This window comes from Flavobacterium sp. YO12 (assembly GCF_004119495.1).
GTDB lineage: Bacteria > Bacteroidota > Bacteroidia > Flavobacteriales > Flavobacteriaceae > Flavobacterium.
Window position 1 is genome coordinate 1 of the sequence record NZ_NRQU01000013.1, and the last position, 14,814, is coordinate 14,814.

The 14,814-nt window shown below is 35.5% G+C and carries 10 protein-coding genes and 1 tRNA gene; 6 read left to right on the forward strand and 5 right to left on the reverse strand.

What is annotated here, in order from left to right; all coding sequences use genetic code 11:
* Window positions 1-130: 130 nt before the first annotated feature.
* The 5 genes from BOW55_RS06025 to BOW55_RS20770 form a co-directional block, all read right to left on the reverse strand.
* The gene (locus BOW55_RS06025) at window positions 131-493 is read right to left on the reverse strand and encodes a hypothetical protein (RefSeq protein ID WP_129023404.1); all 363 of its coding nucleotides are present in this window, start codon (window positions 491-493) and stop codon (window positions 131-133) included.
* Window positions 494-927: 434 nt separating this feature from the next.
* Window positions 928-1,428 (reverse strand): hypothetical protein, encoded by a 501-nt coding sequence (locus tag BOW55_RS06030; protein WP_129023405.1) that lies wholly within the window; start codon window positions 1,426-1,428, stop codon window positions 928-930.
* 358 nt (window positions 1,429-1,786) lie between these two features.
* Complete coding sequence (locus tag BOW55_RS06035) at window positions 1,787-3,208, reverse strand: RtcB family protein (RefSeq protein ID WP_129023406.1); 1,422 nt, start codon at window positions 3,206-3,208, stop codon at window positions 1,787-1,789.
* Between the two features lie 215 nt (window positions 3,209-3,423).
* Window positions 3,424-5,664, reverse strand: coding sequence for a hypothetical protein (locus BOW55_RS06040; RefSeq protein WP_129023407.1), 2,241 nt, complete (start codon window positions 5,662-5,664; stop codon window positions 3,424-3,426).
* 246 nt (window positions 5,665-5,910) lie between these two features.
* Window positions 5,911-6,027 (reverse strand) — tRNA-OTHER (locus BOW55_RS20770).
* A 396-nt stretch (window positions 6,028-6,423) separates the two neighbouring features.
* On the opposite strand from BOW55_RS20770, the gene BOW55_RS06045 reads away from it, so the two are divergent.
* From BOW55_RS06045 to BOW55_RS06070, 6 genes are all read left to right on the forward strand, one after another.
* Window positions 6,424-7,047, forward strand: coding sequence for a hypothetical protein (locus tag BOW55_RS06045; protein WP_129023408.1), 624 nt, complete (start codon window positions 6,424-6,426; stop codon window positions 7,045-7,047).
* Window positions 7,048-7,325: 278 nt separating this feature from the next.
* Window positions 7,326-8,363, forward strand: a complete 1,038-nt coding sequence (locus BOW55_RS06050) for a YafY family protein (RefSeq protein ID WP_129023409.1) — start codon at window positions 7,326-7,328, stop codon at window positions 8,361-8,363.
* A gap of 221 nt (window positions 8,364-8,584) precedes the next feature.
* Window positions 8,585-9,043 carry a MarR family winged helix-turn-helix transcriptional regulator gene (locus BOW55_RS06055; RefSeq protein ID WP_129023410.1) on the forward strand — a complete coding sequence of 153 codons (459 nt, stop codon included), beginning with the start codon at window positions 8,585-8,587 and terminating at the stop codon, window positions 9,041-9,043.
* A 135-nt stretch (window positions 9,044-9,178) separates the two neighbouring features.
* A complete protein-coding gene (locus BOW55_RS06060; RefSeq protein WP_129023411.1) occupies window positions 9,179-11,569 on the forward strand; it encodes a 3-hydroxyacyl-CoA dehydrogenase/enoyl-CoA hydratase family protein in 2,391 nt (796 codons plus the stop codon).
* A gap of 4 nt (window positions 11,570-11,573) precedes the next feature.
* The gene (locus tag BOW55_RS06065) at window positions 11,574-12,755 is read left to right on the forward strand and encodes an acetyl-CoA C-acyltransferase (RefSeq protein WP_129023412.1); all 1,182 of its coding nucleotides are present in this window, start codon (window positions 11,574-11,576) and stop codon (window positions 12,753-12,755) included.
* A 183-nt stretch (window positions 12,756-12,938) separates the two neighbouring features.
* A complete protein-coding gene (locus BOW55_RS06070) occupies window positions 12,939-14,744 on the forward strand; it encodes an acyl-CoA dehydrogenase family protein (protein ID WP_129023413.1) in 1,806 nt (601 codons plus the stop codon).
* Window positions 14,745-14,814 lie beyond the last annotated feature (70 nt).

A 14,814-nucleotide genomic window follows, 5' to 3' on the forward strand; every position in this document is an offset into this window, starting at 1 on the left:
AGTGTTATAAGCATTTTTCCATGGATTATTTTTATTATTTTACTCCTGTTATTTTCTTATTTATATCATTATAAGCACTAACTTATATTAACATTATGATCCAGAATTTTAGTGTCTGGCATAGGTACACTTACTTTTCATATATCCAAAATTCAGTATCGTACATAAAAATTCCATCAAATCCTTTTTTAGGTCCCTTTTCTTCTAAATTTCTAAATAAAAAATGCTGATCAAACTTTTGATATCGCAAGTATAGATGACATATAAATTCAGAAATAAACCCATATTTCTGAAAAGGTTTTTTTTTATCTAACCAATCTTTGAATTCTAATTTTACAGTTTCACAATCATTATCATCCAAATCCCCATCCCATATTTTTGCAATTTCATCATTTATTAATGAAAATAATTCTGGGGAATAATTCTCAATATTTATAAAATTAAGAGTTATACTTTTTGATAGCACAATCTGTTTTTCTGCAAAAATATTCATCTATAAAAAGTTATTAAATCATTAAAAACAAATTCAAATTTTTATTCATTTCTCTATTTGGTACAATTTCAATTTATAAAAATCACCTATTGTCCAAAGATGCATTAGATTTCTCTAGTAATTTTACGGTAAACCGTAATCTTAAGTAAATTGATAATCTTTATTTCAAATATATACAATCAAAAAGCCTTCAAACCAAGTACAAACACCTGATTTAAAAGCCAACTTTTTTTGCCACAAAGGCGCTAAGACGCAAAGTTTGTCATTTCGAGGAAGGAGACTCGAGCGATAGCGAACTGGCGAAGCAAATCGCACTAGAAACTCCGCACAGAATGTCACCAATCTTTGTTGAATCCCGCGTGTGATTTCTCCTTCGTCGAAATGACATAAAATGAGGAAAAACCTTTGTACTTTTGTAACACTATTATTTGAAATTACAAGTTTTCATTTAGCCATTTCTCAGCCTTTTCGATCACTTCTCCCTCGATAGTATCTAAATTAAGATCTTTGTAATACCAATTGACTTCGCCTGCTGATAAATCATCCCAAACATATTGAAGAACCGAGAAATCAACTATTTCTTTGTCTACAGCAAATTCGAAATAGAAATGCAGCATATTTTTCAAATTGCCTCTCACATTCTCTTGTTTCGCTATTTTGTTTAGAAAATATCTTATATGACTTTTTTGAGACTCTTCTTCATTTTTTGCCGTTAAATTTAATTCTGAAAAAACGGCTTCTAGATAAGGTTGAATTTCATCAGAATCAATTGGTTTATAGAAACAAGCAAGCGTATAAATAGCTTCGCTCTCATAGCCTGAATTGATCAATTCGATTGCCCAGTCTTCAATTAAATCAATATTTAGAAATTTATAAATATGAAAGGTCAGAATGTAATCTGTCAGTATTTCAAAATCTCTATTTACTATTTCCATGTTCATTTTTTTTATTGCGCAATCCCGATAACCATCTAGATTACAGATTCCAGCACATTTAAAATAATTTTTATAAATAATCTGCGAGCATCTGCTTAAATCTTTTTAAATCTGCGTAAAAAAATCTTTACAGTCAAAGTAACCACAAAGTTTGTCATTTCGACCGAAGGGAGACTCGAGCGATAGCGAACAGACGAAGTAAATCGCACTAGAAACTCCGCACAAAATGTCGCCAATCTTTGTGGAATCCCGCGTGTGATTTCTCCTTACATCGAAATGACATAAAATGAGAAAACGTTATGTTAGACGCACTGCAGTGCGTCTCTACACTGAACACTAAAAAACTGATCACTGACCACTAATCCTCCCTGCTTCCATCATCTGCCATTCTCACTAATTTAGGTGTAAACTTTGCTACAACATCTACTAAATCCTGTTGTGCTTCCATGACCTGATTGATATCTTTATACGCCATTGGAGCTTCGTCAAGACCTGCTCCGATAAGCGTAACGCCATGATCTCTCAGGATCGATTTCATTTCGGATTGTGTGATGTTTTTTATGGCTTGGGTTCTACTCATTTGTCTTCCTGCTCCATGCGAAGCGGAATTAATGGCGTTCTCCTCGCCTTTTCCTCTCACCAAAAATCCTGGTGCGGTCATACTTCCCGGAATGATTCCCATAACGCCTTTTCCTGCTGGGGTTGCTCCTTTTCTATGTACGATCACTTCTTCGCCGTTCCAGATTTCTTTCCAGGCAAAATTATGGTGGTTTTCGACTTTGGCTAAAATCGTTGCACCCAAAGCGCGTTCCATTTTGTTATGGATAATCTCGTGACAAGCCGAAGCGTAATCTCCCGCCAAATTCATCGCCAGCCAATATTCCTGACCTAATTGTGAGTTCATATCTAAATACGCCAAGTTTTTTGCCACTTCTGGAAGTTTACATTCGTCTTTGGCGATTTTAGTATAATGTCCGGCAATTGTGGCACCCATTCCTCGTGAACCAGAATGCGTTAACAAAGCGACGTATTTTCCTTTTGGGATATTCAAAACCGCATCGTCTTTTGCAAATTCCATGATTCCGAATTCCACAAAGTGATTTCCACCACCCGAAGATCCTAATTGCGACCAAGCTTTATCTTTCAAATTCTTCACAAACGGATTCATATTGAACGTTTCGTTCTCCAAAACCGCATGATCTGATTTATACTGACCGTGAAATCCGTGACCTGCTCCAAACTTAGAATGCGCAATTAATTCTTTTTTGAATTTAGCTTCATTTTCAAAGTAAAAAGCTTCTGGAATATCATAAACCGACAACGCCATTCTACATCCAATATCAACGCCAACACCATACGGAATAATGGCATTTTTTGTGGCTAAAACTCCGCCAATCGGTAATCCGTAACCTTGATGCGCGTCTGGCATTAAAGCTCCTGCAACCGTCACAGGCAATTTCATGGCAATTTCCATTTGTTTTCTGGCTCCGTCTTCGATATGATCTAATCCGTAAGCCGAATACGCATTCGGATTTTCATTTAAAGCGATGAAATCTTCTGGTTTTTCATTCGATTTTTCGATTAAAGCAACAGCCAGTTTGCTGAAGATTTTATCGTCTATATAATGCTCAGGAGTTTCTAAGACGTTTTTGAAATTTGTGATCATTTCGTCTCTTGTGAATCCGTTTCTTTTGCTGTTTATTTTTAAGGCAATCCCGATTATTTTTCCTTCTGGAAATCCTAATTCTAATATATCTGTACCGTTTATTTGTGTTTTCATTTTTTCTTTTTTAAGGGACAAAGGTCCAGAGGTTCATAGGTGCAAAGGTTTTACACTGCTGCGCAGTTATTTTGCGTAGGTTTTTTATTTCACGCAGATCTAAAAAGATTTTAGCAGATAAGCGCAGATTATTAATAAAAAATCCTTTTAGATCTGCTTAAATCTGCAAAATCTGCGTGAAACCTTTGCACCTTTGTCCCTTTGTTACTTTGCTACTAATCAACCAATAATTGCGTCACAACCGCTGGATTCATTGCCCATTGCGCTGTATAAACCTCATCGGCATTTTGATCTTCGGTGATGGTTAAACCTTGGGCTTCCGCTTTAAGCTGTAACAAACTACCAATATTCAATTTGCTGTTTAGTTTTGACAACAACGCCTGAACGCCTTTGAAATCCAAACCACCTACAACCTGACCTCCGAAAGTCATCTCTAACCAAACGATTTCTCTTTTGGCTACATCCAACACTCCAAAAACCAAACCTTTGGCAAGATTCTGCGTCACACGAACCTGATGATCTACACACGACGGATCGTATGCTACACCTGTTTTCTCCGAAATTTTCATCGGGTGTTTGCTGTTCATCCAACCTACAACCAAATTTGGCGTAATACTTCCCTTGATGTATGCATTACAAGTAAAAGTTACAAATTTAGCTTTGGCTTTCGCCAATTCGTCGATATTGATGTTGATATATTCAGCAGTTCCAATTTTATTCGGAATGCTTCGGATATCACCGCTATGCTGACAACCTGTTGTAGTCAATCGGCTGAAAGAACAAATATCAGAACGATCTTCGTAAGCAATATGACAGCTCAAATCCATATCTAAATGTTGCGCTGGCAAATCTTTTCCCCATTGCATAAACAATCGCACTTCGTTACCTTCAACTGAGAAACGTGTTCCCATTAAAGCAACTGGCAAATCCTGAACGGTTTCGCTTCGATCTCCTATAGAAACCGGAATGTTAAACAATTGCGGATCGATGTAGATTGTTTTGTTTGTGTTCGCAATTTTAGAAAATCGTTTTTTCATAGCCAAAAGACACAATTCTTCGATTTGATTTTTCATTGCTTCCAACTGAAAATCTTCATATAATCCTAATAACTGATTTGCACCAATTCGTTTGTTTATTCCTCCTAAAGGTTTCACACTTCTTTGCATGTTTTTATCAAAATAATTTTGAGCATACATGTTTAAAGTAAACACCAATCGAGCCGGAACTTTATCGATGATTTCTTCAAAATGGGCAATAGTTTCTTCAGCTCCAAACCATAACATATTCGAGAATAACGAACGGGCAAATAATCCTGGACGCTGTTTTAATAACGCAAATGTTTTATCGGCATCAAATTTCAATCTTGAAGCATTCACTTCACTTTGCCAAACATCATAAACCTTATTGTAAAATACATCCATTAAAGCAATTAATTTCTCAAACCCTTTTCTTTTGCTGTATTCTGCCAAACGCAACGCTCGGATAAAACGAACCCACATTCCTCTTTTTGGATGCATCGTTTCGCACATCGCTTCAACTTCCATATTCATATTATTCAGCCAATTCGCCACCATTAAACATTCTTTTCGGGAATATTTTAGTTTCAAATCTGTTTGAGACGCAATTCTCGCCTGAACGCTTGTATCTAAAACATTATGGAAATGCTGTGCATTTTTTGATGTTCTTTTGATAATCGTTTTTGGCTCGATAATCTGAAGCATTGCTGTGTTTTTATACCACAAGTATCGTAAGATATCAGTTGGTGTTTTCAAAAACTGAGACGCTTGGTCTTCTTTACCGTTTTCGATCAAAAGATCGATTACCAGCATTAAAGTTTCCTTCATTGCTACTTCTGTTTTTGGTAAAGGCAAGTATTGCATTGCCATTTTTAAACTATCTACCTGAGTAGCGTCTAAAGCGGTTTTAGATTGCAATAATGATATATAGAAATCATTTAAATCTTTTTCTGACCATAATTCCAGCATTTTTAATTTGCTTCCTTGTCCGATATTTTCCAGTTTTCCGAATTCAAACGGAGTTCCGCAGAACGGACAACCGTTGTATCTTTCTAATGGAAAAGTATTATCTGGAATAGTATGGCCGCATTGTAAAGTTGTTCCGTTTTTAGTTTTAAAAACATTTCCGAAATATGTGATAATATGATCCAAAACAGACTCACCTGTCGGGATATTCCATTCTTTTACCAATGGTGTCCAATTTTTATCAGTTCCTAAAACTTCTCTTAAAACTTCTAAAACCTCGATTTTGTATTTTGGGTTTACATTGTTTAAAGCATGAAGCAAAGATTCAGAAAATGTGAATCCAAGTTTAGAAACATTGGCTAACAAAACTGAAGTTGTTCCTGATAATTTTTTAACATCATTTGCAATCATTTCTGATGGAATGAAAATAGCATTTTGACGTAAACTGATTTTTAATAATTCTCTTGTTTTCATTTTTTTTAATTTTTAAAATTTAGATAATTGCGTTTCTGAGTTCTACCTAAAAGAGTTTTGAAGTAAGAAACACTTGACCTGAAATTTGACGATAATGGATTAACTAAGCTAAAATGGAGCGGGCTACCGCGAAAGAAGTAAGTTAATCTTGACCCTCGTTTTTATTAATGATGATTTTAAAACTATGTTCGGATTCGAACCGAAATTAGCCGTTGTCTGAAGTAAGTTTTAATTGACCATTAATTGTGAAGCAGATGGGATTCGAACCCACGACCCGGACATTAGAAGTGTACGAAGTAAGTTTTGATTGACCTTTGAGGGATAATTTCAAAACTACCTGCTCTACCGCTGAGCTACTGCTTCATAATAATTGAATAAAAAGGTAATGGCGTAAGTGTGTACGTGGAAAGTTTTCGAAGTAACTCAAACTTGACCTGTTTTATTCTTTATTTTATTTCTATGAACGTTTGTTTTTTATTTCTTGAACAAAGATTTCTAAACTAGTGCGCAATTATTTTGCGCAGTTAAAAAAGAATTTTAAATTTGAATAAAACATTTATTTACAAAAATCAAATAAGTCCCAGCGGGACGGAATATTTATAGCTTTTTGATCATGCCTAAAAAGAGCCCCAGCGGGGCGACATGTTTTTTGATAAAGCCAAACTTAAGTATCGCTCCGCTGGAGCTTTATGATTGGGTCTTATAAATTAGCTATAAATATTTAGCTCCACTGGAGCTTAATTAAATCTTCTTATGATTATGAATTTAGAAGAAATCTATTCTGAATTACTTTCGAACATTGGCTTTTCAGCAAATGAAATTCAGCAAAAATGGTTGGATTTAGAAAAGGCATATTCCAAAAAATCAAGGCATTATCATAATCTTACCCATTTAAAAGAAATGATTGCCAATTTTGAAATCTATCGAGATAAACTTCAAAGCCCGAACGAAATATTATTTTCAATCTTTTATCATGATTTTGTGTATTCGGCTTCCAAAAAAGATAATGAACTCAAAAGTGCCGAATTTGCTTTGGCAATCCTATCTAAAAATATCAATCTGAATAAACAATTAATTTTTGATGCCATTTGTGCTACACAACAACATCAGCAAAATGAAATTGAAGACATTAATTGGCTAATCGATTTTGATTTGAAAATACTCGCTAAAGATTGGGAAGATTATAAAATCTATTTTGAACAAATTAGAAAAGAATATCGCATTTATCCTGATTTTCTATACAAACCTGGGCGCGCAAAAGCGTTGAAGCATTTTCTGGAGAATGAATTTATTTTTCAGACTGATGAGTTTAGGAGTTTGCATGAAGAGAAAGCGAGAGCGAATATTGAAAAAGAAATAAGCATTTTAGAAAGCAAAAAATAATCTCGCAAAGACGCAGAGTCGCAAAGTTTTTATTTAAAATATTAATTAAATGCACAGTTTGTCATTTCGACGAAGGAGACTCGAGCGATAGCGAACTGGCGAAGCAAATCTCCACAAGTAACTCCGCAACGAAAGTCCAATCTTTGTCGAGCTTCTCGCGAAGATTTCTCCTTCGTCGAAATGACAAAAAATGAGGAAAATCATTTTAATCCTTTAATCTGCGGCATAAAAAAATAAAAACTTTGCGCCCTCGTGCCTTTGTGGCAAAACACAAAAAAATGTCACAAAACAAAAACGCCTTAATCCGATACAAAACCATCGACAAATGCCTTCAGAATAAATACAGGCAATGGACATTAGAAGATTTAATCGAATGTTGCTCTGAAGCATTATTTGAATATGAAGGACGACAAAACCCAATCAGCAAGCGAACCATTCAAATGGATATTCAATTGATGCGAAGTGAAAAGCTCGGTTATAATGCACCAATCGTGGTTTACGATAAAAAGTATTATAAATATGAAGACGAAGATTTTTCGATAACCGATATTCCGCTGACGGAAACCGATATGAATGTTTTAACAGAAACCGTTTCGATGTTGAAGCAGTTTAAAGATTTCTCTCTATTTAATGATGTATCGGATATCTTACAACGTTTAGAAGATAAAATCTATGCCGAAAAATCGCACACCAAACCTGTTATTTATTTGGATAAAAATGAGAGTCTAAAAGGTTTGCACTATTTAGACGAAGTTTATCAGGCAATCATTAAAAAAGTTGTACTTGTGATTACTTACAAATCGTTCAAATCAAAAGAAGAGAGTAAATTTCATTTTCATCCCTTTATATTAAAGGAATTCAACAATCGCTGGTTTTTGATTGGTAAAACAAAAGCTTCACAACCAATTACCAATTTAGCATTAGACAGAATTATTGCAATTGATTACGATTTTAACATTCCTTATTTAGAAGAACATTTTGATGCTGATACTTATTATAAGGATATAATCGGTGTAACTGTAAATTCTGGTTTACAGCCCAGACGCATTGAGCTTTGGATTGACGCAATAAATGCACCTTATGTGTTAACAAAACCGCTGCATTCGTCGCAGCGATTGATTAAGGAAAATGAAGATAAAAGTATTATTGTGCATTTGTTTATTTCACCTAATTATGAAATGGAACGGCTTCTATTAGGTTTTGGAGATTCTATAGAAATTTTAAGGCCTGAAAATCTAAGAAATCGCATGAAAACGATTCTAAAAAAGGCAATCTCAAGATATGAAACCGAAAACGGCACTGAATTAAATGCATAGTTTTTTACAGAATACAGAATAAAAAACGTTTTAAAAACTAAAAAAAGCTTTTTACAACACAAAAAGTGTTAAAATCTAAAAAAAGAATAGTATATTTCACTATAAATAAACCAGCAAAACCCTCTAAATCAGGGATGTTTTTTAATTAACCAAAAATTTATTAAAAAATTATATGCGTGCATAGTATTTTTTAATTATATTTGAAATCGATATAGTTACCTATGAAAGACAAAACAATAGATTATATTTTAAGAGCTACATGGCAAGCTGTTTCAAGAATGTATAATGAAGAGGCTGCAAAATACGATGCTACAATGGCAACGGGATTTGCTCTTTTAAGTATGGATAAAGAAGAAGGAACTCCATCAACGGCTCTTGGTCCAAGAATGGGCATGGAAGCAACCAGTTTAACAAGAACACTTAAATCTATGGAAGAAAAGGGTTTAATTGTTCGCAAGAAAAACCCAAGCGACGGCCGAGGTGTTCTAATCTACCTAACTGAATTTGGAAAAGAAAAAAGAGATTTATCTAAAAATACAGTTCTGAAGTTTAATGAAAGCGTTAGAAAACATGTTTCAGAAGAAAAACTGAATCATTTTATCGAAGTTTCTGAAATCATCAACGAACTGATTCACGATAAAAACATATTTAATCAAACAGAAAACACAGAAAAGGAATAGTCTTTTTTAGAAAGAAAATTCATTTTCTCCTACAAACAAATAGTAACAAATTATGAAATCGCCAACAATAAAGTTTTTTCCAATTAATAAAAAGGCGATAACATATTTGACCAATAGAAAATAAAATTAACAAATATGAAACGCACAATTAAAAAAGTTGCTGTAATTGGATCCGGAATTATGGGTTCAGGTATAGCTTGTCATTTTGCTAACATTGGTGTCGAAGTTTTACTTCTTGACATTGTACCGCGTGAACTGACCGAAGCTGAAGCTAAAAAAGGATTAACACTTGAAAGTAAAGCCGTTCGCAACCGTGTGGTAAACGAACATTTGGCGAATTCATTAAAATCGAAGCCCTCTCCTATTTACAGCCAAAAATTCGCAAACAGAATTACGACTGGAAATACGACTGATGATATGGCAAAAATTGCCAATGTTGATTGGATTATCGAGGTTGTTGTAGAGCGTTTAGACATTAAGAAATTAGTTTTTGAACAAATCGAGAAATTCCGTAAACCGGGAACTTTAGTTACTTCTAACACTTCTGGTATTCCAATTCACTTTATGAGCGAAGGAAGAAGCGAAGATTTTCAACAACACTTCTGCGGAACACACTTTTTTAACCCTGCGCGTTACTTAAAATTATTTGAAATTATTCCTGGTCCAAAAACTTCTACTGAAGTATTAGATTTCTTAAACGAATACGGATCTAAATTCTTAGGAAAAACTTCGGTTGTTGCTAAAGATACTCCGGCATTTATTGGAAACAGAATTGGTATTTACGGAATCCAGAGTTTATTCCATTTAGTTAAAGAAATGGGATTAACGATTGAAGAAGTTGATAAATTGACTGGTCCGGTAATTGGTCGTCCAAAATCAGCTACTTTCCGTACGGTTGACGTTGTTGGTTTGGATACTTTGGTACACGTTGCCAATGGTATTTATGAAAACTGCCCAACTGACGAACAACACGAATTGTTCAAACTTCCTGATTTCATTACAAAAATGATGGAAAATAATTGGTTGGGAAGCAAAACTGGACAAGGTTTTTATAAAAAAGTAGATAAAGATATTCTTTCTTTAGACTTAAATACATTAGAATACCGTGCTGCGAAAAAAGCAAATTTTGCTACGCTTGAACTAACAAAAACTATTGATAAACCAATCAACCGTTTTAAAGTTTTAGTTAAAGGAACAGACAAAGCGGGAGAATTCTACCGTAAGAGTTTCGCTGGAATGTTTGCTTATGTGTCAAACAGAATTCCTGAAATTTCAGACGAATTATACAAAATTGACGATGCCATGAAAGCTGGTTTTGGATGGGAAAATGGTCCATTCGAAATCTGGGATGCAATTGGTGTTGCCAAAGGAATTGAAATCATGAAAGCTGAAGGTCTTGAGCCTGCTGCGTGGGTTACTGAAATGCTGGCTTCTGGAAGCGATAGTTTCTATACTGTAAAAGAAGGAGCAACTTATTTCTATAACATTCCAACAAAATCACAAGTAAAAGTTCCTGGACAAGATTCATTTATTATTCTGAACAACATTCGCGAAAGCAAAAAAGTTTGGAGCAACAGTGGAGCCATTATTCAGGATTTAGGAGACGGAATCTTGAACTTAGAATTCCAATCTAAAATGAATACAATTGGTGGCGATGTTTTACAAGCTATCAACAAAGCAATCGACTTATCTGAAAAAGAATACCAAGGTTTAGTTATTGGAAACCAGGCAGCGAATTTCTCTGTTGGAGCTAATATCGGAATGATTTTCATGATGGCGGTTGAGCAGGAATATGACGAATTGAACATGGCAATTAAATTGTTCCAAGACACTATGATGCGTGTTCGTTATTCTTCTATTCCAGTTGTCGTAGCGCCTCACGGAATGACTTTTGGTGGTGGATGCGAGATGAGCTTGCACGCTGACAAAGTAGTTGCCGCTGCAGAAACTTATATGGGATTAGTTGAATTTGGAGTTGGTGTACTTCCTGGTGGTGGTGGATCTAAAGAAATGGCTTTAAGAGCTTCCGATTTATTCCGCAAAAATGATGTGGAATTGAACGTTCTTCAAGAGTATTTCTTGACTATCGCTATGGCAAAAGTTTCGACTTCTGGTTATGAAGCTTTTGATACTGGACTTCTTCAACATGGAAAAGACGTTATCGTAGTAAACAAAGATCGTCAGATTGCTGAAGCTAAAAAACATGCTTTATTAATGGCAGAAGCTGGTTACACACAACCAATCAGAAGAACGGATGTTAAAGTATTAGGAAAACAAGCTTTAGGTATGTTCTTAGTTGGAACAGATCAAATGGAAGCTGGAAAATACATTTCTGAGCACGACAAAAAAATCGCCAACAAACTGGCTTACGTAATGGCCGGTGGTGATTTATCTGAAGCGACTTTAGTATCTGAACAATATTTATTAGATATCGAACGTGAAGCTTTCTTATCTCTTTGTACTGAGAGAAAAACTTTAGAAAGAATTCAATACATGTTAACCAAAGGGAAACCTCTTAGAAACTAAGAAAATGAAAACAGCATATATAGTAAAAGCATATAGAACAGCAGTTGGAAAAGCTCCAAAAGGTGTTTTTAGATTTAAAAGACCTGACGAATTAGCAGCAGAAACCATTCAGTTTATGATGGACGAACTGCCTGATTTCGATAAAAAACGTATCGATGACGTTATGGTAGGAAATGCCATGCCGGAAGCGGAACAAGGTCTTAACGTTGGTCGTTTAATCTCTTTGATGGGATTAAAAGTTGAAGACGTTCCTGGAGTTACAGTAAACCGTTACTGTGCATCTGGATTAGAAACTATCGGAATGGCAACTGCTAAAATCCAATCAGGAATGGCAGATTGTATCATCGCTGGTGGTGCAGAAAGTATGAGTTTTATTCCGATGGGAGGTTACAAACCAACTCCGGATTATAAAGTTGCTGCTGCAGGTCACGAAGATTACTACTGGGGAATGGGTTTAACTGCTGAAGCGGTTGCCAATCAATACAAAATCTCAAGAGAAGATCAGGATGAGTTTGCTTACAACTCTCACATGAAAGCTTTAAAAGCGCAAGCAGAAGGAAAATTTGACAAACAAATTGTTCCAATTACTGTTGAGCAGACTTTCATCAATGAAAATGGCAAAAAAGAAACAAAATCATACGTTGTAAATAAAGACGAAGGACCAAGAGCCGGAACTACTAAAGAAGCTTTAGCAGGTTTAAGACCAGTTTTTGCTGCTAACGGAAGTGTAACAGCTGGTAACTCTTCTCAAATGAGCGACGGTGCTGCATTCGTTTTAATCATGAGCGAAGAAATGGTAAAAGAATTAAATCTTGAGCCAATCGCACGTTTGGTAAACTTTGCTTCTTCTGGTGTTGAACCAAGAATCATGGGTATCGGTCCTGTAAAAGCAATTCCGAAAGCCTTGAAACAAGCGGGATTAACATTGAACGATATTGAGTTAATTGAATTAAACGAGGCTTTTGCCTCACAAGCTTTAGCTGTAACTCGCGAGTTAAACATCAACCCAGAAATCGTAAACGTAAACGGTGGAGCGATCTCTTTAGGTCACCCTCTAGGTTGTACAGGAGCTAAACTTTCTGTTCAATTATTTGATGAAATGAAACGCAGAGGTAACAAATACGGAATTGTTTCAATGTGTGTGGGAACTGGACAAGGGAGCGCTGGGATCTACGAAGTATTATAAGAAAGTATTATTAAGTAAAGTATACATTCAGTTTGTCATTTCGACGAAGGAGAAATCTTCACGAGAAACTCGACAAAGATTGGAATCTCGTTTTAGAGCTACTTGCGAAGATTTCTCCTTCGTCGAAATGACAAGATTGTGTACAAAAACCATAAATAAAAAACATACAAAAAAACATTAGCAATGGCAGATACAATCGAAAAAAACGTGACTCGTGGTGGTCAGTTTTTAGTTAAAGAAACAAAATGCGAGGATATCTTCACACCAGAAGATTTCTCGGAAGAGCAGTTAATGATGCGTGACTCTGTAAAAGAGTTCGTTGACAAAGAATTATGGGCGCATAAAGATCGTTTTGAGAAAAAAGATTACGCTTATACAGAATCATCTATGCGTAAAGCTGGTGAACTAGGACTTCTTGGAGTTGCAGTTCCGGAAGAATACGGTGGATTAGGAATGGGATTTGTTTCTACAATGTTAGTTTGTGACTACATTTCTGGAGCAACTGGTTCTTTCTCAACTGCTTTTGGTGCACACACAGGAATTGGAACTATGCCAATTACTCTTTATGGATCTGAAGAACAAAAGAAAAAATACGTTCCGAAATTGGCTTCTGGAGAATGGTTTGGCGCTTATTGCTTAACTGAGCCAGGCGCAGGATCTGATGCTAACTCAGGAAAAACAAAAGCAGTTTTATCTGAAGATGGAAAATATTACTCTATTACTGGACAAAAAATGTGGATTTCGAATGCAGGTTTCTGTTCGGTTTTCATCGTTTTTGCTCGTATTGGTGATGATAAAAATATTACAGGTTTCATCGTAGAAAACGATCCAGCAAACGGAATTTCTATGAATGAAGAAGAGCATAAATTAGGAATCCGTGCTTCTTCTACTCGTCAGGTTTTCTTCAATGAAACAAAAGTTCCAGTTGAGAACATGTTGTCTGAAAGAGGAAACGGTTTCAAAATTGCAATGAATGCTTTGAATGTTGGTCGTATTAAATTGGCTGCAGCTTGTTTAGATGCTCAAAGAAGAGTTACTTCTGGAGCTGTAAAATATGCTAACGAAAGAATTCAGTTCAATACATCTATTTCATCTTTTGGAGCTATCCGTTCTAAATTAGCTGAAATGGCGACTAATGCTTACGCTGGAGAAAGTGCTTCTTACCGTGCTGCAAAAGATATCGAAGATAGAATCGCTGCTCGTGAAGCTGAAGGAACTTCTCACCAAGAAGCTGAATTGAAAGGTGTTGAAGAATATGCTATCGAGTGTTCTATCTTGAAAGTAGCGGTTTCTGAAGACGTTCAATCTTGTTCTGACGAAGGAATTCAGATTTTTGGTGGAATGGGATTCTCTGAAGATACTCCAATGGAAAGTGCTTGGAGAGATGCTCGTATCGCTCGTATCTACGAAGGTACAAACGAAATCAACAGAATGCTTTCTGTAGGTATGTTGATCAAAAAAGCAATGAAAGGTCACGTTGATTTACTTGGACCAGCAATGAAAGTTCAAGAAGAATTAATGGGAATTCCATCTTTTGATACTCCAGATTTCTCTGAGTTATTTGCTGAGGAAAAAGGAATCGTTGCTAACTTGAAAAAAGTTTTCTTAATGGTTGCTGGTAGCGCTGTTCAAAAATATGGTCCGGATTTAGATTCTCACCAACAATTATTGATGGCTGCTTCTGATATCTTAATCGAAATCTACATGGCTGAAAGTACAATTTTGAGAACTGAAAAATTAGCAAAAGCTCAAGGCGAAGACAAAGTTCAGGAGCAAATCGCTATGGCAAAATTATACTTATACAAAGCTGTAGATATCGTAAACTTAAGAGGAAAAGAAGGAATTGCTTCTTTTGCTGAAGGCGACGAACAACGTATGATGTTAATGGGACTTAAACGTTTCACTAAATACACCAACTTGCCAAACGTAGTGGCGTTGAGAGAAAAAATTGCCACAAAATTAGTTGCAGAAGATACTTACTGCTTCTAATATAAAAATAGTTTTTAGCTTTTAATTTGTTTAGACCCGCACAACTCCGAAACTGTGCGGGTTTATTTTT